The sequence below is a fragment of the Marinobacter sp. L-13 genome, assembly GCF_056857715.1.
This window is the reverse complement of sequence record NZ_JBSXNQ010000053.1, coordinates 114,921-137,491: the sequence shown is the minus strand read 5'-3', so window position 1 is coordinate 137,491 and position 22,571 is coordinate 114,921. Positions and strand designations below refer to the sequence as shown.

The 22,571-nt window shown below is 58.4% G+C and carries 20 protein-coding genes, 2 tRNA genes and 1 pseudogene; 12 read left to right on the top strand and 11 right to left on the bottom strand.

The genetic code is table 11. The features are described 5' to 3' along the window. Positions 1-178: 178 nt before the first annotated feature. Positions 179-871, bottom strand: a pseudogene (istA, locus tag AC13DD_RS10500) (IS21-like element ISSpu5 family transposase); the annotation flags it as partial. Positions 872-1,756: 885 nt separating this feature from the next. On the opposite strand from istA (AC13DD_RS10500), the gene istA (AC13DD_RS10495) reads away from it, so the two are divergent. Both istA (AC13DD_RS10495) and istB read left to right on the top strand, forming a co-directional pair. Further along, positions 1,757-3,298, top strand: coding sequence for an IS21 family transposase (gene istA, locus AC13DD_RS10495; protein WP_069184031.1), 1,542 nt, complete (start codon positions 1,757-1,759; stop codon positions 3,296-3,298). A gap of 10 nt (positions 3,299-3,308) precedes the next feature. Then, positions 3,309-4,049, top strand: a complete 741-nt coding sequence (gene istB / locus AC13DD_RS10490; RefSeq protein ID WP_069184032.1) for an IS21-like element helper ATPase IstB — start codon at positions 3,309-3,311, stop codon at positions 4,047-4,049. An 822-nt stretch (positions 4,050-4,871) separates the two neighbouring features. Here the strand turns inward: istB and AC13DD_RS10485 are convergent. The 9 genes from AC13DD_RS10485 to AC13DD_RS10445 form a co-directional block, all read right to left on the bottom strand. Further along, a tRNA-Met gene (locus AC13DD_RS10485) sits at positions 4,872-4,948 on the bottom strand. A 91-nt stretch (positions 4,949-5,039) separates the two neighbouring features. Next, the gene (ychF, locus tag AC13DD_RS10480; protein ID WP_305966632.1) at positions 5,040-6,131 is read right to left on the bottom strand and encodes a redox-regulated ATPase YchF; all 1,092 of its coding nucleotides are present in this window, start codon (positions 6,129-6,131) and stop codon (positions 5,040-5,042) included. A 37-nt stretch (positions 6,132-6,168) separates the two neighbouring features. Then, positions 6,169-6,756: an aminoacyl-tRNA hydrolase gene (pth, locus tag AC13DD_RS10475; protein ID WP_474545733.1), complete on the bottom strand. Its 588-nt coding sequence runs from the start codon at positions 6,754-6,756 to the stop codon at positions 6,169-6,171. A gap of 30 nt (positions 6,757-6,786) precedes the next feature. After that, positions 6,787-7,437 carry a 50S ribosomal protein L25/general stress protein Ctc gene (locus AC13DD_RS10470; protein WP_405418735.1) on the bottom strand — a complete coding sequence of 217 codons (651 nt, stop codon included), beginning with the start codon at positions 7,435-7,437 and terminating at the stop codon, positions 6,787-6,789. 166 nt (positions 7,438-7,603) lie between these two features. After that, positions 7,604-8,554, bottom strand: a complete 951-nt coding sequence (locus tag AC13DD_RS10465) for a ribose-phosphate diphosphokinase (RefSeq protein ID WP_008176348.1) — start codon at positions 8,552-8,554, stop codon at positions 7,604-7,606. A gap of 52 nt (positions 8,555-8,606) precedes the next feature. Next, positions 8,607-8,681, bottom strand: a tRNA-Gln gene (locus AC13DD_RS10460). Positions 8,682-8,700: 19 nt separating this feature from the next. Then, a complete protein-coding gene (gene ispE, locus AC13DD_RS10455; RefSeq protein WP_482931105.1) occupies positions 8,701-9,564 on the bottom strand; it encodes a 4-(cytidine 5'-diphospho)-2-C-methyl-D-erythritol kinase in 864 nt (287 codons plus the stop codon). Beyond that, the gene (gene lolB, locus AC13DD_RS10450) at positions 9,561-10,193 is read right to left on the bottom strand and encodes a lipoprotein insertase outer membrane protein LolB (protein WP_273073323.1); all 633 of its coding nucleotides are present in this window, start codon (positions 10,191-10,193) and stop codon (positions 9,561-9,563) included. The genes ispE and lolB overlap by 4 nt, the downstream gene beginning before the upstream one ends. Next, positions 10,190-11,938 carry a tetratricopeptide repeat protein gene (locus AC13DD_RS10445; RefSeq protein ID WP_288367796.1) on the bottom strand — a complete coding sequence of 583 codons (1,749 nt, stop codon included), beginning with the start codon at positions 11,936-11,938 and terminating at the stop codon, positions 10,190-10,192. The genes lolB and AC13DD_RS10445 overlap by 4 nt, the downstream gene beginning before the upstream one ends. Before the next feature lie 247 nt (positions 11,939-12,185). Here AC13DD_RS10445 and hemA point away from each other — a divergent pair, with 247 nt between their 5' ends. The 4 genes from hemA to AC13DD_RS10425 are packed head-to-tail and all read left to right on the top strand — an operon-like array spanning position 12,186 to position 16,162. Next, positions 12,186-13,475, top strand: a complete 1,290-nt coding sequence (gene hemA / locus AC13DD_RS10440) for a glutamyl-tRNA reductase (RefSeq protein WP_008176344.1) — start codon at positions 12,186-12,188, stop codon at positions 13,473-13,475. Then, on the top strand, positions 13,472-14,560 hold the full coding sequence (gene prfA / locus AC13DD_RS10435; RefSeq protein WP_008176342.1) for a peptide chain release factor 1: 1,089 nt from the start codon (positions 13,472-13,474) through the stop codon (positions 14,558-14,560). Before hemA ends, prfA begins: the two co-directional genes overlap by 4 nt. Further along, a complete protein-coding gene (gene prmC / locus AC13DD_RS10430; protein WP_008176340.1) occupies positions 14,550-15,401 on the top strand; it encodes a peptide chain release factor N(5)-glutamine methyltransferase in 852 nt (283 codons plus the stop codon). The genes prfA and prmC overlap by 11 nt, the downstream gene beginning before the upstream one ends. Before the next feature lie 14 nt (positions 15,402-15,415). Next, a complete protein-coding gene (locus AC13DD_RS10425) occupies positions 15,416-16,162 on the top strand; it encodes a HesA/MoeB/ThiF family protein (RefSeq protein ID WP_273073326.1) in 747 nt (248 codons plus the stop codon). A 152-nt stretch (positions 16,163-16,314) separates the two neighbouring features. Here AC13DD_RS10425 and phrB read toward each other — a convergent pair whose 3' ends face one another. Next, a complete protein-coding gene (gene phrB, locus AC13DD_RS10420) occupies positions 16,315-17,718 on the bottom strand; it encodes a deoxyribodipyrimidine photo-lyase (protein WP_092030305.1) in 1,404 nt (467 codons plus the stop codon). Between the two features lie 165 nt (positions 17,719-17,883). Here phrB and AC13DD_RS10415 point away from each other — a divergent pair, with 165 nt between their 5' ends. The 6 genes from AC13DD_RS10415 to AC13DD_RS10390 are packed head-to-tail and all read left to right on the top strand — an operon-like array spanning position 17,884 to position 22,493. Continuing rightward, a complete protein-coding gene (locus AC13DD_RS10415) occupies positions 17,884-18,693 on the top strand; it encodes a hypothetical protein (RefSeq protein ID WP_092030303.1) in 810 nt (269 codons plus the stop codon). Positions 18,694-18,744: 51 nt separating this feature from the next. Further along, positions 18,745-19,605, top strand: coding sequence for a mechanosensitive ion channel family protein (locus tag AC13DD_RS10410; protein WP_008176333.1), 861 nt, complete (start codon positions 18,745-18,747; stop codon positions 19,603-19,605). After that, positions 19,586-20,083 (top strand): ATP-dependent zinc protease family protein, encoded by a 498-nt coding sequence (locus tag AC13DD_RS10405; protein WP_092030302.1) that lies wholly within the window; start codon positions 19,586-19,588, stop codon positions 20,081-20,083. Before AC13DD_RS10410 ends, AC13DD_RS10405 begins: the two co-directional genes overlap by 20 nt. Then, positions 20,080-20,985 (top strand): 30S ribosomal protein S6--L-glutamate ligase, encoded by a 906-nt coding sequence (gene rimK, locus AC13DD_RS10400; protein WP_008176329.1) that lies wholly within the window; start codon positions 20,080-20,082, stop codon positions 20,983-20,985. The genes AC13DD_RS10405 and rimK overlap by 4 nt, the downstream gene beginning before the upstream one ends. Positions 20,986-20,988: 3 nt before the next feature. Beyond that, on the top strand, positions 20,989-22,053 hold the full coding sequence (locus AC13DD_RS10395) for a succinylglutamate desuccinylase/aspartoacylase family protein (protein WP_008176327.1): 1,065 nt from the start codon (positions 20,989-20,991) through the stop codon (positions 22,051-22,053). A gap of 14 nt (positions 22,054-22,067) precedes the next feature. Beyond that, positions 22,068-22,493 carry a secondary thiamine-phosphate synthase enzyme YjbQ gene (locus AC13DD_RS10390; protein ID WP_053114606.1) on the top strand — a complete coding sequence of 142 codons (426 nt, stop codon included), beginning with the start codon at positions 22,068-22,070 and terminating at the stop codon, positions 22,491-22,493. The last annotated feature ends 78 nt before the right edge of the window (positions 22,494-22,571 follow it).

The window sequence follows — 22,571 nt, the reverse complement described above, 5'->3', positions numbered from 1 at the left end:
AAAACCTGACTAATCCAAGGGCCCCAGAGGCCGTTAGGTCGATAAGGACGGCAGGCGCGGATCTTCCATCAAGGCCAGAGGCGACAAAGCCGCCTCATCAAACAGGCCGGATATACGGGCGCAAACCTGTCCCTGACATTGAGTGCTGAGACCTTGCAAACGGGGAGGAGACCATATACGGATTGAGGTCCGGCTCGTAGCGATGGGCCTTGCTGACGCCGGAACGGAGGTTATCCGGAACCACCAGTTCCGGCACGCCGCCCAGGAACTCGAAGGCTCGGATGTGGGAGCCGATCCAGTCCGGCAGGGTCTGGCTCCAGGTGGCCTCGGCGTAGGTGTAATTAGACGCACCCATCACCGCCACAAAGACCTGCGCCTCATGGATCTCACCGGTGGTGCGATCAATGACGGGCACCGTGTGCCCAGCATAGTCCACGAACAGCTTTTCACCGGCTCGGTGGTCCTGACGCATCACCAGATCCAGCTTGCCCTGCCAGGCCCGGTAGTGCTCGCAGAACCAGCTGTACTGGTAGCCATCCGGATTGGCTTCCCGGTACTCCTGCCAGAGCAGGAACAGGGTGACGTTCTTGCCCCGGAGTTCATCGTGGATTCGCTTCCAATCCGGAATGCCTCGGGCCTGTGCCGGCAGATCCGGTGGTGGCGGGAACAGCCGTTGCTCCAGCTGGGCTTCACTCAGATCCTCTGGCAGCGGCCAGCCAAGCTCCGCCTCAGCAGCACGCCGCAGATACTCGCTCACAGTGGGGCGACTGATGCCGCAGGCTGCGGCAACCTGCCGGTTACTCAGCCCTCGCTCCCACTTGAGGCGAAGGACTTCTTTGATTTTACGCATGGATAACCTCTTCGCTGGCATCTGACCCTCTCCGGATGAAAAGGAGCAGAGTACCGTTAGTTATCCCGCGCCGGACGTTTTGATGGGGAAATCAGGCAGCCTGCCAAGGTGGCAGCTTTGCCGTGGAATCAGTGGCAGCTTTCGCGTGGAATGGGTGGCAGGCTTCGTCTGGAATCAGTGGCAACCTTGGTCTGGAATACGCAGGCGCTACCTATTACACGCTAGTATCAAGTTTCTGACGTAAATCGAAGAGTGGGTCGTGACGACCCAGCCCAGAGTGTGCGGTTGAGGTCCCGAGATTGTTCAATGACCATAGGAATCGGGCAAGTCGTTGAAGCCCATTTGGGTGTGGTGGAAAAGTTTGATCGCTGAAGACTGATTCTGTGTATTCGATTGCAGTGTGGGTCGTGACGACCCAGCGCGATTTATCCAGATGAAGTCCCGAGGTTGTTCAATGGCCATACGAAGGCAGTGGTTCGCTACGACCCACTTCTCTATCGATAAGTTGTGCTCGTTGATGGTAATTGTTCACCGAGAATCGCGGGGTGGGTCGTGACGACCCAGTGCACTGTGTGCGGTTGAGGTCCCGAGGTTGTTCAATGGCCATAGGAAGGCAGTGGGTCGCTACGACCCACTTCTCTATCGATAAGTTGTGCTCGCTGTGCATATTCCGGCCCATCATGAACACCCATTCCGGACGAACGTGAACACCAGTTCTGGTTCAACGTGAACAGCCATTCTGATCGAAGATGAACGCTTTTCCGGATTTTCCGGAATCGGTGTTCACGATGCCGGAATCAGCGTTCACATTCCCGGAAACGGTGTTCACGTTCAACCGGAATCCTTCTTAACGCATTGTTTATTCAACCGTTTGCTACTCTGACTCCTTTTTTTGGGAGCGGAGTTGTGCCAGCAAAGAGAATTCCAATGCGTAAAATCAGAGAGGTGCTTCGCCTAAGGCTGGAAGCCGGGCTCTCGATCCGGCAGATCAGTGCCAGCACCAAGACCAGTGTCGGGGCCATTCAGAAGCTGTTGGCCCGGGCCGATGCCTTGAACCTCAACTGGCCGTTGCCCGAGGATTTGGACGATGGCCGCCTTGCGGCCCTGTTCTATCCCGGTGCCGATCCCACCACATCGACTCGCTATCAGGTGCCCGACTGGGCCACTGTCCACCAGGAACTCAAGCGTAAAGGGATGACCAAGCAGCTGTTGTGGGAGGAATACACAGCTCAGTACCCCAATCGTTGTTACAGCTACTCCCAGTACTGTGACCGTTACCGGCACTGGCTGAAGCAGCAAAAGCGCTCCATGCGCCAGACCCATAAGGCCGGGGAGAAGTGCTTCGTGGATTACTGCGGCCCGACCGTGCCGATCATCAACCCGCAGACCGGTGAGGTACGCACCGCTCAGGTGTTCGTGGCGGTGTTGGGTGCCTCCAACTACACCTACGCTGAAGCTACCTGGAGCCAGAGTTTACGAGACTGGCTATCCAGTCACGTGCGTACCTTTGAGTTCTTCGGTGGCATTCCGGAGATGGTCGTGCCGGACAACCTGCGCAGCGGTGTCAGCAAGGCCTGTCGGTACGATCCAGAGCTAAACCCCAGCTACCAGCAACTGGCCGAGCACTATCAGGTGGCCATCCTCCCGGCCAGGCCCTACAAGCCCAAGGACAAATCGAAGGCGGAGGTCGGCGTGCAAATCGTGGAGCGTTGGATCCTGGCCCGGTTGCGTCACCACACCTTCTTCACTCTCGCCGAAGCCAACCAGCGCATCCGGTCACTGCTTGAAGAGCTGAACAGCCGCCCGTTCCGGCGGCTGCCGGGTAACCGGCAAACAGCCTTCGAGACACTGGATCAGCCAGCCCTGCGTCCCTTGCCGAAACAGCCCTATGAGTACGTCGAGATCCGGCGTTGCCGGGTCAATATCGATTACCACATCGAGTTCGACCAGCATCATTACTCGGTACCACACCAGTACGTGGGCGAGCAGGTGGAAGTCCAGGCCAGCGATCATCTGGTGCAGGTCCACTTCCGGCAACGCCAGGTGGCAAGTCACCCACGGCGTCACAGGCCGGGCACCACCACCGAAGCCGGTCATATGCCTGCCCGGCATCGAAAACAGCAGCAATGGACCCCGGGGCGTCTCAAGAACTGGGCCCGGGACATCGGGCCAGACACGCTGATCTGGGTCAGTGATCGACTGGCTGAGCGGGAACACCCGGAGCAGGCCTACCGTGTCTGTCTCGGGTTGCTCAACCTGACTCGGGAGTACCCCAGCCAACGCCTGAATGCCGGCTGCCGCATCGCCAATCGGGAAGGTCTGAACCGGCTGAAGCACATCAAGGCCATTCTCCGGAGCAACCGGGACAAGCTGCCAGAACAATTGCCCCTGAACGCCGAACTCCCCCAGCACCACGAGAACATCCGTGGCCCGAAGAGCTTCCACTAGGACATCACTCATGAGCACGACACAAACCCTGGCAAGACTGAAAGACCTGAAACTGGGCGGCATGGCTGCCGCCCTGGAACACCAACAAAACCAGCCGGGCACCTACGACGACCTGCCGTTCGCCGAACGCCTGGAGCTGTTGCTGGACCGGGAGTTCCAGACCCGGGAGCACCGGAAACAGGATCGTCTGGTACGCCAGGCCCGCTTCAAACTCCGGGCCTCGATCCAGGACATCGACTACCAGCACCCCCGCAACCTGAAGAAAGCTCAGGTCGCCCAGCTGGCTCAGACCGACTGGCTGGAGCGTGGCCAGAACCTGTTGATCACCGGCCCCTGCGGCAGCGGTAAAACCTACCTGGGCTGTGCACTGGGGCATCAGGCTTGCCTGAACGGCCTCAGCACACGGTACTACCGAATCTCCCGGCTACTGCTGGAACTGACTCAGGCCAAGGCTGACGGCACCTACCAGAAGACGCTGAACCAGCTGGCCAAAGTGAAGTTGCTGATCCTGGATGACTGGGGACTCGAAGCCCTGAAACCGGCACACCGGAACGACCTGATGGAGATCATGGATGACCGTCACGGCACGCACTCAACCATGATCATCAGCCAACTGCCTACGGATCAGTGGTATGCCGCCATCGGCGATAACACTCTGGCTGACGCCATCCTGGACAGGCTCATGCACAACGCCCATCGCTGGGCTCTGAAGGGGGAATCGATGAGAAAACGACTTCAGGAAATTGACTGAACGTGAACACCCGGAGTACAAACTCCGGTGGGTGATGCGTTAAGAAAAATGGCGTTCACGTTCAACCGGTATGGGTGTTCACGTTCGCCGGAATACGCACGCTGATGGTAATTGTTTACCGAGAATCGCGGGGTGGGTCGTGACGACCCAGTGCACTGGATGCGGTTGAGGTCCCGAGGTTGTTCAATGGCCATAGGAAGGCAGTGGGTCGCTACGAGCCGCTTTTCTATCGATAAGCTTTGCTCGCTGATGGTAATTGCTCACCGAGAATCGCGGAGTGGGTCGTGACGACCCAGTGCACTGTGTGCGATTGAGGTCCCGAGGTTGTTCAATGGCCAGAGGAAGGGGTGGGTCGCTACGACCCGCTTCTCTATCGACAAGTTTTGCTCGCTGATGGTAATTGTTCACCGAGAATCGCAGAGTGGGTCGCGACGACCCAAAAGAGGGTAAAGGTGCACTTGGGATTCTATGGAGCCGCAGGTTGGCAGGTGTGACGAGCGGGCCTATCGGTCCCACACACGTCCATCGAACAAAGTTTTGAGCGTTAAAATTTACGCGCCTTTGTTTCGCGTCATTAGGTTCGTAATCAAGAAGCATTTGCGCACAAATATTTGAACACAAATCAACCAGTTCGGCCTGAAATTGAGATTCTTGGACCCCCTGTGGAGCCCCGACGAAAACAGCAGCTTTTTGGTCTCAACCAAATGGTTTATCGGCAGGCAATAAAAAAGACCCAGGCATTTCTGCGAGGGTCTCTTTAAGTCTTTGATCTTGGTAGCAAAAATTTCGCTATCAGCTTTGTAGATCGAAGATCGGAAAAGATGGTAGCAAGGGGCGGAGTCGAACCGCCGACCCCAGCATTATGAGTGCTGTGCTCTAACCAACTGAGCTACCTTGCCATTTCGCTTTGGGCATCGCCCCAAACGAGGCGCGTATTTTCAGTAAATGGGCCCTTCCTGTCAAGGCTTGGGCGCAGTTTTTCCTGAAAAATTACACGTTGAAGCGGAAGTGGATAACGTCGCCGTCTTTGACGACGTAGTCCTTGCCTTCCAGACGCCATTTGCCGGCATCCTTGGCCCCGGCTTCACCGTTGTACTGAACGAAATCGTCGTAGCTCACTACTTCTGCCCGAATGAACCCGCGTTCAAAGTCGGTGTGGATTACACCGGCTGCCTGGGGCGCTGTGGCGCCGATTTTCACGGTCCAGGCGCGGACTTCCTTTACCCCGGCGGTAAAGTAGGTCTGCAGGCCCAGCAGGCCGTAGCCGCCGCGAATTACGCGATCCAGGCCAGGCTCTTCCATGCCCATCTCCTCCAGGAACATGGATTTTTCATCGTCTTCCAGTTCGGAGATTTCGGCTTCGATCTTGTTGCAGATGGGCACAACCACGGCATTTTCCGACTCGGCGATCTTGCGCACCGTGTCCAGATGCGGGTTGTTCTCAAACCCGTCTTCGCTGACGTTGGCAATGTACATGGTCGGCTTCACGGTCAGCAGGCAGAGTTCCCGGATCAGGGCCATCTGGTCCTTGTCGAGGTTCATGCTGCGCACCGGTTTGCCCTCGTTCAGCACGGGCAGCAGTTTCTCGAACATCTCCAGCTGGGCCTTGGCTTCCTTGTCACCGCTCTTGGCCACGCGTTGAACCCGCTTGATGGCCTTTTCAACGGTTTCCAGATCGGCGAGGGCCAGTTCGGTGTTGATGACTTCGATGTCGGAGGCCGGGTCTACCTTGTTGGCGACATGAATGACATTGCCGTCTTCAAAGCAGCGCACCACGTGGGCGATGGCATCGGTCTGGCGGATATTGGCCAGGAACTGGTTGCCCAGGCCCTCGCCCTTGGATGCGCCTGCCACAAGGCCGGCGATGTCGACAAATTCCATGGTGGTCGGGACGACACGTTCCGGCTTTACGATTTCCGCCAGCTTGTTGAGGCGCGGGTCCGGCATGGCGACGACACCGGCGTTGGGCTCGATGGTGCAGAACGGGAAGTTTTCCGCGCCAATGCCGGATTTGGTCAATGCGTTGAACAGGGTAGATTTGCCGACGTTGGGAAGGCCGACGATGCCGCAGTTAAATCCCATGGAATGCCTCTGCTGGTACTGGAAAAATTTGAGCGGATTATACCGGTTTGAAACTGTGCAGGCGATTCATGGCGCCGGGGAGTTTGCCGCTGGCTGCATCCGGTAATACCCGCATGATTTCGTCGATCACTGCGTTCAGTTCCTCGGTTTCCTGTTTGCCCAGGCGGCCGAGGACGTACCCGGTTACCCTGCGGCTGTCGCCGGGGTGGCCGATACCGATGCGCAGTCTCTGGAAATCGTTGGTGCCCAGGTGGGCGATAGCGTCACGCAGGCCGTTGTGTCCGCCGTGGCCGCCACCTTTCTTGAGCTTTGCGGTACCCGGGGGCAGATCGAGTTCGTCGTGGGCAATCAGAATCTGTTGGGGCTGAATCTTGAAGAAGTCTGCCAGCGCCTTGATGGCCAGGCCGCTGCGATTCATGAAAGTGGTCGGATTCAGGAGGTGCAGGTCCAGGCCCTGCCATTGAATGCGGGCATAGAGCCCGTGGTACTTCTTTTCGGGGCGGAGCGTCTGGCCCGCGGTGCGAGCCAGAGCTTCCACGAAGAGGGCGCCGGCGTTGTGGCGGGTATTCTCGTAGTCAGCGCCGGGGTTACCCAGACCAACCACCATGACAATATCCTGCGCCATTCGCCGTTGCCCTCCTCAGTTAAGGAGTGATTACTCCTTGTCTTCGCCGCCTTCTTCGCTTTCTTCGCCGTCTTCGGCTTCGTCATCAACCTTGGCGCCGCGCGGCTTATGGATAGCCACAACCGGCAGGTCGTGATCTTCACCCTGGAGCAGGGCGGCAATCTTGACGTCTTTCGGCAGTTTCAGGTCGCTCAGGTGAACTACCTGGTCCATTTCGACAGTGGTCATGTCCACTTCGATGAACTCGGGCAGGTTCTGCGGCAGACAGATCACTTCAACTTCGTTGATCTGGTGGTTCGCTACACCGCCCTGGAGCTTGATAGCCGGTGCAGTGTCTTCGTTGATGAAGTGCAGCGGTACGTTGACGTGGATCTCGTGGTCCTTGTCAACACGCAGGAAGTCAGCGTGGGTCAGGATCGGCTTGTACGGGTGACGCTGCAGATCCTTCAGGATTACGCTTTCTTTCTTGCCGTTCAGCTCAACGGTCAGAACGTGGGAGAAGAATGCTTCGTTCTCCAGGGCTTTCTTCAGCTCGTTGTGCCAGATGGCAATCGGAGTTGCATCCTTGTTGCCACCATAGATGATGGCCGGGATTTTCCGTTCCTCACGACGCAGGCGGCGGCTCGCACCTCTCCCCTGATCGTCACGAGGAAATGCTTCGATAACAAATTCCTGAGACATGGTAATAACCTCAATCGTCACCTGAACTGCCCGCGACCAGGCGTAGGATCAGGTGATGTTTCTGAAAAGCCGGATTTTTCCGGCTGACTAAAAGAGTCGGGAGCCTGTGTAGGCTCCCGACCCGGTAACTGCTTGTAATGCCTTGATATTACGACCGAAAGGTCACTCAGGCATTCTCGAACATGGCGCTGATGGACTCTTCGTTGCTCACGCGACGAATAGACTCCGCAAGCAGCCCGGCCATTCCGAGGACGCGGATTCTATCACAATTATGCGCTTTGTCACCCAGCGGGATGGTATCGCAGACCACAAGTTCGTCCAGCTGTGAGGCATTGATGTTATCAATGGCCGGGCCGGAGAGAACCGGGTGGGTGATGTAGGCAACCACGCGGGCCGCGCCGTGTTCTTTCAGGGCGTTGGCCGCTTTGCATAGCGTGCCGGCGGTATCGATGATGTCGTCCACCAGGATGCAGGTCTTGTCTTTGACATCACCGATGATGTGCATTACCTGGGAAACGTTCGCTTTCGGGCGACGCTTGTCGATGATGGCAAGGTCAGCGTCGTCCAGGCGCTTGGCCACGGCACGGGCGCGAACCACGCCGCCAACGTCCGGAGATACCACGACAAAGTTCTCGAAACGCTGCTTGAAGATGTCTTCAAGCATGACCGGTGTGGCGTAGATGTTGTCCACCGGGATATCGAAGAAGCCCTGGATCTGGTCGGCGTGCAGGTCAACGGTCAGGACCCGGTCAACGCCGATGCTGGAAATCATGTCTGCGACCACCTTGGCGCTGATGGCAACACGGGTAGAGCGTACCCGGCGATCCTGGCGCGCGTATCCGTAATAGGGGATAACGGCGGTGACCCGTGTAGCGGAAGCACGGCGAAGTGCGTCGGCCATCACGATCAGTTCCATCAGGTTATCGTTGGTGGGGTAGCAGGTCGGCTGGATGATGAACACATCATGGCCGCGGACATTCTCATTGATCTCGACGGTGGTTTCCCCGTCGCTGAAGCGGCCTACAGTGGCCTGACCCATGGGAATGTGGAGTTTGCGGGCAATCGCTTGAGCCAGTTCAGGGTTGGCGTTGCCAGCGAAGATCATCAGTTTGGACACGACGGCATCCTTCTCAGTATCGGCGTTTGATTCAGAAGAAGCGGGAGAAAGGTGGCTGGGGTGGCAGGATTCGAACCTGCGCATGACGGGATCAAAACCCGTTGCCTTACCACTTGGCGACACCCCAGTATCGTGCTTTTTTGGCATCATTTCAGCTCTGTTAGCTTTTTGTGTAGAGGTGAAATGTTCACCCCTTTAGCTACGAACCCCGTGACGCCGGAGGGTTTGCTTTCCCAGATGATCCGGGCTGCGGATTCTGTCGGGAAACGTCCAAATATGCAAGCCCCGGTTCCGGTTAATCTTGCAGGTCCGAATTGTGAAAGCCATTCCAGGCTCTGGTTAACCTCAGGATACAGTTTTCGAACTACATCCTCACAGTCGTTTCGGTACCTCGAGGCGTCTCCCTCAAAAGCGGGCGCTATTTTGATTCTCGGGGTGTTCCTTGTCAACCCTTGCTCGGAAAAAATCTTGCCAGTGTTTATGTTGCAGCCGGGCTTGAGGACAACGAACCAGTCTTCCGGCGGATTTGTGTTGGTCAGTGTTTCACCAACTCCCTCGCCAAAGGCGGCATGGCCCCGGACAAATACCGGAACATCGGCGCCCAGGCCGAGGCCGATTCCGGCAAGCTCATCGGTGCTCAAGTCGAGCTGCCAGAGATAGTTCAGGCCCAGCAGAGTGGTTGCAGCATTGGAGCTGCCGCCGCCGAGGCCGCCGCCCATGGGCAGCCGTTTGGTGATGCCGATGGTGACCGCGGGCAAGTCGCCTTGAGCCCTCTCAAGGAGTGCTCTGGCCGCTCGAATGATGAGGTTGTCCTCGTCGTCGACACCGGGAACAGACTCCGCGAGCCTCACCCCCGGCTCGCCGGATGTCAGGGTGAAGCTCAGTTCATCGCCGTAGTCCAGAAACTGGAACAGTGTCTGAAGCTCGTGATAGCCATCATCCCTGCGCCCGACAATGTGCAGGAACAGGTTCAGCTTGGCCGGTGAGGGCAGTATCAGGTCAGGTGTCACTCGGGCTGCTCCTGCCAGTCGCTGACCACCAGGCGTACCCGCTTGTCGTCCTTGAGCGCGGTAATCCGGGCGGGCAGCGCAGGGTAAGCAGAGAGGAAGGCCTGCCAGCGGTCGTAGCGGATTTCCCAGCCGTTCTGGCGGATTATGGCCAGGGTGCCCTGATTATCAAACAGCAGGCGATAGTCGCTGGCGGGGGATGGCAGGCCCCGAATCCACCAGGTCAGATTCTCCAGTGGCAGCTGCCAGCCCGTGGCCGCCTCGACCAGCGCTTCCGGTTCGCCCGAGCGGTAAGTTTCGCCGTTCGGCAGGGTCAACTCGATAAACCCGGGAACCCCTTTGAGTGTTGTGCTGCCCATACCGAGGAACGATGAGGAGAGGGCAAGATCGTAGGCTTCGCCATCCTGAATCCAGTGATTGATGATGGCGCTTCCGCTGTCGGATGGCTGGCGTACGGCCAGCTTCCCGGACAGCTTCCAGTGGTCGAGTTTGTCGAGACTGACTGCGCGAGTGGTCCAGTCAGCCGGAGGCTGGTCTGTCATGCCCTCCGGCAATGGCTCGATCTGGATCGTAGTGCAGGCGCCGAGGGTGGCAAGCATTGTCAAGGCTGCCAGGGTTCGGACCAGATTCATTCCGGCTGACCGCTATTGGTCAATCGGTCAATGGTTTCCCTGAGCACCTCGTGGTCGCTGTCCTGCTCCAGACCCTCCTGCCAGATGATCCGGGCCTGTTCTTCGGCTCCGTTCATCCACAGCGCCTCACCATAGTGAGCGGCAACTTCCGGATCGGGGAAGGCGGCCCAGGCGCGGGAGAGGTAGTCGAGCGCCGGCTCGAGCTGGCCTTCGAGGAACAGGACCCAGCCCATGCTATCGAGGATGGCCGGATTGTCCGGGTCCAGCCGCAGTGCTTTCTCGATATAGCCGCGGGCTTCTCTCAGTCTGTCTGTTCGGGTGGTCAGGATGTAGCCCAGGGCATTCAGGGCAACGGCGTTTTCCGGTTCCTGTTCGAGAATGTGCTTCAGGTCGGCTTCGGCGTAGGCAGGCTGTCCGATGCCATCGTAGAGCATGGCCCGGGCGTACCGGATCTCGATATTGTCCGGATGTTCTTCCAGGGCTGCCGTGGCGGTGCTCAGGGCCTGCTGTTGTTGTTCCTGATCCAGCAGCAGGTTCACCTCCAGCAGCCAGAAGTTCTCTGCCTGGCGGGGATTGGCCTCGCGTAGCCTGCGGATGCGGTCAATGGCGTCCTCAAGCTGGCCATTCTCGGCCAGCAGAGAACTGGCGCGGGCCAGGGCCGGGAAGTAGTAATTGCCCTGTTCCACGCTCTGGTAATAGCCAATGGCCTGCTCGGTATTGCTTGCCTGGTCTTCAATGCGGCCCAGGTAGTAGTTGGCTTCGCTGGTATGGTGGCCCTGTTCGGCCAGTTGTGTCAGTTCTTGCCGGGCCAGGTCGGTCTGCCCGTTTTCAAGAGCGACCAGTGCATGAGAGAGTCGCAGGCCCGGCGTGTCCGGGTACCGCTTTACGAGGCGATTGAATTCATCCTGGGCAGCCTGTAATTCACCTTCATTTATAAGCATGCGGCCGTAAAGGGTGCCCATTTGTCGGTTGCCCGGAAAGCGGCGGGTGTTGGTCAGCAGGTAATCCAGGGCGCTGCTTTTCTGATCGGTCTGGTAGAGCAGATCGCCCTTGAGAATGATAGCCGGCTGGAAGTTTGCGTTTTCCTGCAGCAGTGGTTCGAGTCTGTCCAGGGCTTGCTGTGGCTGCCCGGTTACTTTCAACAGGAGCGCGATGCTGTATTCCAGTTCCGGGGTGTCGGGGTGGCGGTCCGACATCTCATTGTAAAGAGCGAGCAGTTCCTGCTGTTGCTCTGGCGGCAAATTGGCCGCCAGAGCGGCAAGGCTGTCGAAGTCAGCATCGCCGCCCTGATCCATGATCCGTTCCATGTGATGGATGGCAGTTTGGAGGTCGTTTCCCTTTACGGCCTGGATGGCAGAAATCCTGTGGGCCTGGAGATTATCCGGGTCGATGTCCAGCCACAGCTCGGCGAGCTGTTTCTGGGCGTTATCGCCGTTCAGGGATTGGGCGATTCGCATCGCCCGCTCGATCACCACCTGGTCTCGGGACTGTTTGGCAGCCTTCAGGTAGTTAACCAGGGTAATGTCGTAGCGTCCGCGCTGGGCTGCAATTTCGGCAGATAGAAGCAAATAGAGGGTTTCGGGCTCAAAATCGGCGTATTCAACCGGCGGTTGTGGTTCTGTCTTTTCCCCAGCGGCGACGGTTTCGCTCTTGGCAGGCGCTTCCTCTGTGCCGGTGAGGCTGGCACAGCCTGCCAGCGTGAGGCCAAGCAGGCAGGTAAACAGAAACGGTACGGATTTGTGCATGCAACTTCCCATGATCTGTCGAAAACGCATCTGAAATAACCACGCTCCAGCCCCGGAATTGAGGTAGATCGGGTCGCGGCCTCAGCCGAATCCCTATAATGGCATAAGCACCTGATCTTGCCCAACCTGTCCGCACTTGCCGAAGCTGCGGTGGTTTTGGGTGGCAGCTCAGGCCGCTGGCCGTTAAAATGTCCAGTAATTGCGCGTCTATAAACCGCTCATCGGCAAAAGGTTGTACAACCACGAAATGGCACTGGTAACGCTGGGAATCAATCATCGCACGGCCCCCGTAGAGCTACGGGAGCGAGTGGCGTTTACGCCCGAGCGTATGGCGGAGGCGTTCGCCGAGCTGCGTGCGACGTCAGGCGCCACCGAGGCGGCGATACTGTCTACCTGTAACCGGACCGAGCTGTACCTGGCCGGCGATGATGACTGCGCACCCATGGTGCTTCGCTGGATGGCCGGCTTCCATGGAATGGACGCCGCGGAACTGGAAGAAGCGCTGTACGTGCACCGCGATGGCGATGCCGTCAGGCACATGATGCGAGTGGCCGCCGGCCTGGACTCCATGGTGCTTGGCGAGCCACAGATCCTCGGGCAATTGAAGGATGCCTATTCGCTGGCCAGGGAACACGGCGCCAGCGGCTCGTTCCTCTCCCGATTGTTTGAACATACCTTCTCGGTCGCCAAACGAGTGCGGACCCAGACTGCCATCGGTGAAAATCCCGTTTCTGTTGCCTATGCCGCGGTGAGCATGGCGCACCACATATTTGCCGACATGTCCCGCAACAAGGCCCTGTTGATCGGTGCCGGCAAAACCATCGAACTGGTGGCCCGGCACCTTGCGGATGCCGGCGTGAAAGACTTCCTGGTGGCCAACCGTACCCTTGAGCGGGCACAGGCACTGGCAGAATCCCGTGGTGGCAAGGGCATTGTGCTGTCCGAGATTCCGGAACATCTGGCCGATGTCGACATTATTATTTCTTCAACGGCAAGCCCATTGCCGATCCTTGGTAAAGGTGCCGTTGAGCGAGCCCTGAAGAAACGCAAACACCGCCCCTATTTCATGGTGGATATTGCCGTGCCCCGGGATATTGAGCCGGAGGTGGCCTCGCTGGATGACGTGTATCTCTACACGGTGGACGACCTGCGCCAGGTTATCGAAGAAAATATCCGCTCTCGTGAGGGTGCGGCCCGGGAGGCCGAGAATCTGGTGGCGTCCGGGGTTCAGGATTTTCTGAACCAGCTAAGGGCGCTGGATGCGGTGTCCACGCTCAAGCAGTTCCGTCAGCGTGCCGAAGTGCTGCGCGATGCGGAGACCGAGAAAGCCCTGCGCGCCCTGCGCAATGGCACAGATCCTGAAACCGTGCTGCGCAGTATGGCACGCGGCCTCACCAACAAACTCCTGCACGAGCCCTCTGTGCAGGTTCGCAAGGCCACCACAGAAGGTCGCACCGAGGTGACAGAGTGGCTGCGTGAGTTGCACCAGCTGGATGCACTGGACGCGGACACGACGACAACCCCGGAAAAACTATGAAGCCATCGATCCAATCCCGCCTCGAGCAGCTTTCTGACCGCTTCGAGGAAGTCAGCGCATTGCTTAGTGATTCTTCCATTATCTCCCAGCAGGACAAGTTCCGGGACCTCTCTCGGGAGTTCGCCGAGATTGAGCCCATTGTTCATTGTTTCCAGGCCTGGCAGCACTCTCTGGATGACATCGAGGCTGCGCGCGAACTGGCGAAAGACGGCGACGCCGACATGCGGGAGATGGCCGAGGAAGAACTGCAACTTGCCGAGCAGAAGAGCGAGGAGCTCGATGAAGAGCTCCAGCGCCTGATGCTGCCGAAAGACCCGAACGACGGCAAGAACGTATTTCTGGAGATTCGCGCCGGCACCGGTGGTGACGAAGCTGCCATTTTTGCCGGCGACCTGTTCCGGATGTATCTGCGCTATGCCGAGCGCCGGCGCTGGCAAGTGGAGGTCCTGAGCGAGAGCGAAGGCGAGCACGGCGGCTTCAAGGAACTGATTGCGCGCGTGGCCGGTGACGGAGTGTATGGTGCCCTGAAATTCGAGTCTGGTGCTCACCGGGTGCAGCGTGTTCCGGAAACCGAATCCCAGGGCCGGATCCATACCTCCGCCTGTACTGTGGCGGTGATGCCCGAGGCCGATGAGGCCGAGGCCATCGAGCTCAACAAGGCGGATCTGCGGGTAGACACGTTTCGTGCGTCAGGTGCTGGCGGCCAGCACGTGAACAAGACCGATTCGGCGATCCGGATAACGCATTTGCCAACGGGCATTGTGGTGGAATGCCAGGAAGAGCGTTCCCAGCACAAGAACCGCGCCAAGGCGTTGAGCCTGCTGGCCTCTCGGCTTCAGAATGCCGAGACCGAGCGGCAGCAAAAGTCCATGGCCGAGACCCGCAAGAGCCTGGTGGGCAGTGGCGACCGGTCCGAACGGATCCGTACGTACAACTTTCCCCAGGGGCGGGTGACGGATCATCGGATCAACCTCACCCTTTACAAGCTCGACGAAGTCATTGCCGGTGACCTGGACGCCGTCGTCGTGCCTCTGCAGCAGGAGCACCAGGCCGAGCTGCTCGCCTCTCTCGCCGATGACCAGTAAACCCTCACTGACCTGCGAAGCCCTTCTGAAGGAGGCATCCAGCCGAATTGAAAGTGATTCGCCGAGGCTGGATGCCGAGCTGCTGCTTAGCAACATTACGGGGCTTAGCCGAACCAGTTTCCGGGCCTGGCCGGAGCGGGAAGTGACCAATGCTCACGCTGAGGCCTTTGAGGCGCTTGTGCAGGAGCGCGTGGCCGGCAGGCCTGTGGCACATTTGTTGGGGCATCAGGAATTCTGGTCACTGCCGCTGAAAGTCAGTGCCTCCACCCTGATTCCAAGACCGGATACCGAATGCCTGGTGGAAGTTGCTCTTGCTTTGCCGCTACCACCGCAAGCCAGTGTGCTGGATCTGGGAACAGGGACGGGCGCCATTGCCTTGGCTCTCGCCAGTGAGCACGTGGGCTGGCGAATATCTGCCTGTGATGCCGAGCCCGAGGCAGTGGCACTGGCCCGTGAAAACGCCGTTGCCCTTGGCCTGAACCTTTCCGTGGTCCAGAGTTCCTGGTTTTTGGGGCTGGAGCCAGAGAGGTTTGATCTGATTGTCTCCAATCCACCCTATATCCCCGATAGCGACCGCCACCTTGAGGAAGGGGACGTTCGATTCGAACCTGCCTCGGCCCTGGTATCCGGGAGCGATGGCCTGGATGATCTGCGGCTGATTATCAGCCAGGCGCCGGACTGGCTGGTTGAAGGCGGCTGGCTTCTGGTTGAGCATGGTTTCGATCAGGCAGAGGCCGTGGCACAGTTGTTTCACACTCGCGGGTTTAAAGCCGTTGAGACCCGGCAGGATTATGGCAACCGGGATCGGATGACACTCGGACAATGGTCTTCGGGTGCCTAAAAGTGGAGATGCAGATGCTCAGTGACGACGAATTATTGCGCTACAGCCGGCAGATCCTGATGCCCCGGTTCGATATTGCCGGCCAGGAAAAGCTGCAGTCGGCCAGGGTTCTTGTGATCGGTGCCGGCGGCCTGGGGTGTCCTGTCGCTTTGTATCTGGGCGCCGCAGGTGTCGGGACCCTGGCCCTGGTGGATGACGATAATATCGAACTGGCCAACCTTCAGCGCCAGATCGGTTTTGAAACCTCGCAGCTGGGTGAATCCAAAGCGGAAAGCCTTGCCGATCGGATGCGTCGGATCAACCCGCTGGTGTCCGTTATCGCCCTGAATCAGCGCCTCGAAGGTGAGGCTCTGACGCGGAAGGTCGCGGAGGCAACCCTGGTGGTGGATTGCACGGATAACTTCAACACCCGGTTTGCGCTGAACCGTGCCTGTGTGGCGTCGAAAGTGCCGCTGGTGTCCGGTGCGGCTATTCGGGGCGAGGGACAGGTTTCGGTTTACGACAGCCGGCGGGAGGAAAGCCCCTGTTACCATTGTCTTTATCCGGAACAGGGCAATGAGGATCTGACCTGTTCAGAGGCGGGGGTTATTGCGCCACTGGTCGGGATGATCGGGGCGACCCAGGCCATGGAGGCCATAAAGGTGATTTCCGGGGTTGGCTCTCCTCTGGTGGGGCGATTGCTGATTCTGGATGCCTGGGAGATGCAGTGGCGGGAGATGAAGCTGGCTCGGGATCCTGATTGCCCGGTCTGTTCTGGCTGACTTTGGTGTCTGCGGAGTTGGCGATGGTCTGCCCAAAACACGCCGTGAATACGTCCCTGTAGGCTCCGCTCCGCCATCCATGGCTCCGCAGGGTTTTGGGCAGACCATCGCCAACCCCGCTTCCGGGTTTTGAGTCAGCCCTCCAGAGACTTTCAGTTCTTCAACTCTTGGAACTTGGCTATAGCCTCCTTCCTGCTTTCTTTAAGATCAACGATCTGCCTCGGATACCCCTTCGGAATAACACCACCTTTCGTACCCGGATCGTGAATCCGTTTGCTATCCAGTTTCGCTAGCTCCGGTACCCACTCCCGGATGAAATCCCCATCGGGATCGAATCGCTCGCTCTGGGTAACCGGGTTGAAAACGCGGAAGTAGGGGGCGGCGTCGGTGCCGGTGGAGGCGCTCCATTGCCAGCCGCCGTTGTTGGAGGCCAGGAAGCCGTCGATCAGTTTTGACATGAAGTAGGCTTCGCCCAGGCGCCAGTCGATGAACAGGTTTTTGGTGAGGTACATGGCGGTGATCATGCGCAGGCGGTTGTGCATCCAGCCGGTCTGGTTGAGTTGGCGCATGGCGGCGTCGACGATGGGGACGCCGGTGTTGCCGGTTTTCCAGGCTTCGAACTTGTCGCCCGGGGTGTTCCATTCGAGGGCTTCGGTTTCCGGTTTGAAGGCGCGGTGCATGCTGACCCGGGGGTAGTGGTACAGGATGTTGATGTAGAAATCCCGCCAGGCGATTTCGGTGATCCAGGTTCCCAGGCCTTCCTGGTTGCCGCCGGCGCCCTGCGCCTGCCGGCCGGCTATCAGGCATTGCCGGCCAGAGAGAACACCGTTGGCGAGATAAGGGGATATCTGGCTGGTGCCATCGATGGCGGGGAAGTCACGCTTTTCCTTGTACGCACCGCCGCGTTTTTCGAGGAAGCGCTCGAGCTGGTCGTGGGCGGCATCTTCACCGGTTGCAACGAGGGGCTCGGGGGCGTCTCGAAAGGCTTCGGGTATGGTGTCGATCTGTTCCGGGCTTACGGCGTTACCCCTGGCTTTGGGCGTTGGAAAAAGACCCGGATGGGTTTCTTCTATCCAGCTGCGCCAGCGTCTCGAAAACGGTGTGAATACGGAGTAGGGGTCATTCTGTTGGGTGAGGATCTCGCCTACTGGTGCAACTGTCTGGTCGCGGTATTTGCGAACGGCAATGCCGAGTTGATCAAAGCGGTGTTTCAACGCCTTGTCGCGCTTGCGCTCGTTAACGCCGTACTCCTCGTTAAAGTGCAGCGCTGTCACCCCGTGCTCTTCGCAGTGGCTCTCGAGTTTGCCAAGGCTGTCGTCGAAGCGTTTTGCCTGAATAAAGGACAGCGGTATACCCAGCTTGGCCAGCTCTTCGGCCAGGGCGTTGGCGTGGGCGACGACGAATTGCACCCGGGCCGGCGACCAATCGTGTTCCTGCCATTGGTCCGGGGTGAGAATAAAACAGGCTCGCACCTCTTCGCTGCTTTCGCAGGCGGCTGTGAGGGCGGGGTTGTCGGCAACCCGGAGATCGTTTCGGAACCAGACCAGTTGTGTCATCCGTAATCCATAGTTGTCTGAGGGATTGATGTAAGTGTAATTACAGCCCGGTGTATCAATAAAATCACCAACTTGGATATTCGCCCGGGCTGGCTGATTGGATTATAGTTAGGATACTTTTACAGCAATTCAGCCGGCCGATCCTCAAGGAGTTCTGTGGCAGGAATGGAGAACAACAGCGAAGGTCGCCGTGACGGCGTTTGGGCCCAGCCTTATTCACTGGCTTCCGGCCAGACCCAGTATCATCAACTGGGTCATATTCGTTTGTGGGTGACTCTGTTGGACCAGGAATGGCAGATTCGTTCAGAAACGCTGGAACTGGATACGGATCCGGCCAGCTGGACAGAAACCATCGGCCACACTCTGCCTTCGGCTTCTGTGCCGCTGCAGCGTTTCATTCGGGAAAACCAGTCGTCGACCGTGACATTCCTGCCGGCACTCGCAAACATGCCTACCGTGATTCGTCCTTTCCAGCCCCTGACGATTCCCGCCGGCGGCCGTTGCACAATCTACGTGGGCACGCTGGTCTGGATGAAGGTCTGTGCCGGCGACAAGCAAACCGTGTTGACGGAAATTCCCCTGGCGTCGCCTTCGATGACCTGGGTGGGCAGAAATACCATGGAGGGCGAGCTTTGTTATACCTCTCATAGTTTTGCCCGTCTTGTGCTTGAGGCGGTGCCGAAACGCCCCTGGCGAGCCGTCACGCCGGTGACGCTGATCAACCGGCGGGATGAGCCCCTGCTGCTTGAGCGCTTCAGTCTGCCCACGCCGTTGCTGTCATTGCACCAGAACGATCGGGGCCAGCTCTGGACGCCGGGGGTAACCGTTGAAGTTGAGACCGACATGAATTCAGCGAGTCTGCATGTGGAACAGTCGTTGCTGGCCGCAGCGGGCACCTGCCGGCCGGTGGCGGATGCTCGTGAAAAAATGGCCCGCGGCCGGCTTGTCCGGGCGTTTGACCGGATGTTTGGCTGAAACGGATCTGATGGAGTCGACGCTTTGCTGGAAACAATGCAAACAGGCGTAATGCAGTTTTTTACCGATATTGCCTGGGGGCAGTGGATCAGTTCCGCCTTTCTTGTTGTGTTGGGGCTGTTCCTCGGGTCTCTGGCGGCCCGCAGTGTCGGCCGTTTCATGGCGCAGCGCACCTCCCGCCATCATACCGTCATGGTTCGGCGGCTGGTGTTTTACGTCATCGTGGTGCTGTTTTTTGTGGCGGCCCTGCGGGAGGCCGGGTTCTCTCTGGATGTGGTGCTCGGCGCTGCCGGTATCCTCACCGTTGCCATTGGTTTTGCTTCTCAGACCTCGGCGTCGAACATGATCAGCGGCCTGTTTCTGCTGGTGGAAAAACCCTTTGAAATCGGTGACTTCATTGAGGTAGACGCGACCATCGGGGAAGTCGTCGGCATTGATATGCTGAGCGTGAAGTTACGCACGCCGGACAACCTGTACGTGCGGATTCCCAATGAAACCCTGATCAAGACAAGGGTGGTCAACCGTTCCCGGTTTCCGATACGCCGGCTCGACCTGACGGTGGGGATTGCCTACGCTGAAGATGTAGAGCGGGTGGAAAGTCTGCTTCTGAATCTGGCAGAAAAGAATCCGGTCTGTCTCGAAGAACCCAAGCCCTTCACCTTGGTGACAGCGTTTGGTCCATCCTCGGTCGATCTGCAGTTCTCTTACTGGGTGCCGAAGGAAAAGGTGCTTGAAGGGAGAAGCGGCATGATGGTCGCGATCAAGAAAACCCTGGATCGGGAAGGCATTGAAATTCCGTTCCCCCACACCAGCGTTTATGCGGGTAGCCATTCAGAGCCGTTCCGTGTTCAGCTGTTGGGGCCGGAAAAAATCACTGAAAAGGATCTCCCGGATGTCGACAAAGACAGCTGACGTTATCAAAACCATCCCACCGACCCCCGCCGAGAGTAAGATGAGTCTTGGCTGGCGGGAATGGGTGGCGCTGCCGGACCTGGATATCAGCCGTATCAAGGCGAAAATCGATACCGGAGCCAGAACTTCCTGTCTCCACACGTTCCGCACTGAACCCTACACGGAAAACGGTGAACGGCGCGTGCGCTTCTGGGTTCATCCGGTACAGAACGATCTTCACCAGGTGGTGGAGTGTGACGCCAGGGTGCTGGATGAGCGGAACGTGTCTGATTCCGGCGGCCACAAGGAAATGCGCCTGGTCATCGAGACCACGCTGCTGATTGGCGGCCAGAAATGGCCCATTGAAATGACATTGACCAACCGAGATTCCATGCGGTTCCGGATGTTGCTTGGCCGTACCGCTATGTCAGGGCGCTCAGTGATCTATCCCGAAGCTTCCTATCTTGCCGGCGAGCCGGCCTTAAGGACTGAAAAATGAAAATAGCGGTACTGTCACGAAACCGTCACCTCTACTCGACCCGCCGTCTGGTGGAAGAGGGCATTAATCGTGGCCACGAAGTGAAGGTGATTGACTGCCTTCACTGTTCGATGAATATCACCTCGGCCAATCCACAGATCCACTACCACGAGGAGGTCCTTGAGGATTTCGATGTGGTGATTCCGCGGATCGGTGCATCGGTGACGTTTTACGGAACGGCAGTATTGCGCCAGTTCGAGATGATGGGCGTGTTTCCGGTGAATGAATCAGTGGCTATCAGCCGTTCCCGGGATAAGCTCCGCTCGCTGCAACTGCTGGCCCGTAAGGGTGTGGGAATGCCGATTACCGGTTTCGCGAACAAGCCGGACAACGTTCCGGAGTTGCTTCAGATGGTGGGCGGGGCGCCGGTGGTGATCAAGCTGCTGCAGGGTACCCAGGGCATCGGCGTGGTGCTGGCAGAAACCCGCAAGGCCGCGGAGAGTGTTATTGAAGCCTTCATGGGCCTGAAAGCGGATATTCTCGTGCAGGAATTCATCAAGGAAGCCGGCGGTGCCGATATCCGTTGCTTTGTGATCGGCGACAAGGTGATCGCGGCCATGAAGCGTCAGGGTGCCGAAGGCGAATTCCGTTCGAACCTGCACCGGGGCGGCACTGCCTCCCTCATACGCATCACCCCCCAAGAGCGCAGCACGGCCATCAAGGCCGCCAAAGCCATGGGTCTGAACGTTGCCGGTGTTGACCTGCTCCGCTCCAGCAGGGGGCCTCTGGTAATGGAGGTGAATTCGTCGCCTGGCCTTGAGGGCATCGAGAACGCCACCGGCAAGAACGTTGCCGGCATGATCATTAACTGGACCGAAAAGAATCAGAAGCCCTGGAAGACCCGGACCAAGGGGAGAGGCTAAAGCATGGCTCGTGCCCCCTATGAAATTGCCGGGACCCAGGTAAAGGCCGGAACCCGGCAAACCGTGGAAGTTCCGGTCGCCAAGCTGTACACCCATACGCCGCTGCACATTCCCGTTGAGGTTGTGCACGGCCGGCGAAGTGGCCCGGTATTGATGGTGTGTGGTGCCATTCACGGTGACGAGATCAACGGTGTTGAGATCGTTCGTCGGGTGCTCACCAATTCGGCGTTGAGGCACCTTCGGGGCACGTTGGTTGCGGTGCCTATCGTGAACATTTTCGGGTTCGTGCAGCGCACCCGATACCTGCCTGACCGGCGGGATCTGAACCGCTGTTTTCCCGGCAGTGAAAGTGGCTCCCTGGGCGGGCGTATTGCCTACCTGCTGCGCACCCAGATTATGGAGCGGGTGACCCACATTATTGATTTGCACACGGGTGCAGTTCATCGATTCAATCTGCCGCAAATTCGTGCCGAGCTGAAAAATCCGGAAACCGTGCGCATGGCCGAGGCCTTTGGTGCCCCGATCATAATCAATTCGGGGCTCCGAGAGGGAAGCCTCCGGGCCTACGCTGATTCACAGGACATTCCGGTGATCACCTTCGAAGGCGGAGAGGCTCTGCGATTTGATGACGTGGTGATCGGCAGCGGTGTGAAAGGGGTTATTCGGGTGATGCGTGAACTCGAAATGATCCCGGCGAAGAAGGGGCCCAAGGCACCGAGAAAGCGGTCTGAAACCGCGGCCAATTCCCAATGGGTGCGGGCGGATATCGATGGGATCATGAGGCCTGTCGCCCGGCTGGGCCAGAAGGTTCGCAAAGGCCAGAGGCTGGCCATGGTGGCGGATCCCTTCGGCGAATCGGAAACCGCGGTGGTGTCACCCTGCTCAGGTATCGTAATCTGCGTGAATAACCTGCCACTGGTAAACGAGGGCGAGGCAATTTACCACGTCGCCCGATTTGACGAGCTCAGCGAGGCGGAAAAAGCGATGGATTATTTCCGCAGCAGCTACGAGGGCGATGTCGGCGACGATGTGGTTCCCGTGCACCCCTGGGATGACCGGCAGAAATAACCGAGAGGGCTGTCATGATCTGGGATCAGTCGTTTATCGAGTTGGCGCCGCTGCCGCGGGGTTTTCATCTGGTCACCAATGAAATCCTTGCCCAGGCGCCGGACCTGACCAACTGCGAAGTCGGCTTGCTGCACCTGTTCATCCAGCATACCTCCGCTTCGCTGGCGGTGAACGAGAACGCCGATCCGGATGTGCGGGGCGACCTGGAACGCCATTTCAACGTCATGGTGCCGGAGAATGCGCCGCACTATGAGCACGTTATGGAAGGGCCCGACGACATGCCGGCTCATATCAAAAGCATCCTGGTCGGCCCCTCGCTGACCCTCCCGGTCAGCCATGGTCGCCTGGCACTTGGAACCTGGCAGGGACTTTATCTCTGTGAGCATCGGGATCGAGCCGGTAGTCGTCGTATTGTGGCGACTCTTCAGGGTCGCTGGTAGCCAGAACCCGAAACGCCCTACGTGTCGGGATTCACCCATCTGCTCTTTCCGATGGGTGGATTTTCACCCATTTTCCAG

Coding starts and splice junctions, on each gene's coding strand:
- istB (WP_069184032.1), top strand. CDS start 3,309: ATGAGCACGACACAAACCCTGGCAAGACTGAAAGACCTGAAACTGGGC.
- ychF (WP_305966632.1), bottom strand. CDS start 6,131: ATGGGATTTAACTGCGGCATCGTCGGCCTTCCCAACGTCGGCAAATCT.
- pth (WP_474545733.1), bottom strand. CDS start 6,756: ATGGCGCAGGATATTGTCATGGTGGTTGGTCTGGGTAACCCCGGCGCT.
- AC13DD_RS10470 (WP_405418735.1), bottom strand. CDS start 7,437: ATGTCTCAGGAATTTGTTATCGAAGCATTTCCTCGTGACGATCAGGGG.
- lolB (WP_273073323.1), bottom strand. CDS start 10,193: ATGAATCTGGTCCGAACCCTGGCAGCCTTGACAATGCTTGCCACCCTC.
- AC13DD_RS10445 (WP_288367796.1), bottom strand. CDS start 11,938: ATGCACAAATCCGTACCGTTTCTGTTTACCTGCCTGCTTGGCCTCACG.
- hemA (WP_008176344.1), top strand. CDS start 12,186: ATGGCACTGGTAACGCTGGGAATCAATCATCGCACGGCCCCCGTAGAG.
- prfA (WP_008176342.1), top strand. CDS start 13,472: ATGAAGCCATCGATCCAATCCCGCCTCGAGCAGCTTTCTGACCGCTTC.
- prmC (WP_008176340.1), top strand. CDS start 14,550: ATGACCAGTAAACCCTCACTGACCTGCGAAGCCCTTCTGAAGGAGGCA.
- AC13DD_RS10425 (WP_273073326.1), top strand. CDS start 15,416: ATGCTCAGTGACGACGAATTATTGCGCTACAGCCGGCAGATCCTGATG.
- phrB (WP_092030305.1), bottom strand. CDS start 17,718: ATGACACAACTGGTCTGGTTCCGAAACGATCTCCGGGTTGCCGACAAC.
- AC13DD_RS10415 (WP_092030303.1), top strand. CDS start 17,884: ATGGAGAACAACAGCGAAGGTCGCCGTGACGGCGTTTGGGCCCAGCCT.
- AC13DD_RS10410 (WP_008176333.1), top strand. CDS start 18,745: ATGCAGTTTTTTACCGATATTGCCTGGGGGCAGTGGATCAGTTCCGCC.
- AC13DD_RS10405 (WP_092030302.1), top strand. CDS start 19,586: ATGTCGACAAAGACAGCTGACGTTATCAAAACCATCCCACCGACCCCC.
- rimK (WP_008176329.1), top strand. CDS start 20,080: ATGAAAATAGCGGTACTGTCACGAAACCGTCACCTCTACTCGACCCGC.
- AC13DD_RS10395 (WP_008176327.1), top strand. CDS start 20,989: ATGGCTCGTGCCCCCTATGAAATTGCCGGGACCCAGGTAAAGGCCGGA.
- AC13DD_RS10390 (WP_053114606.1), top strand. CDS start 22,068: ATGATCTGGGATCAGTCGTTTATCGAGTTGGCGCCGCTGCCGCGGGGT.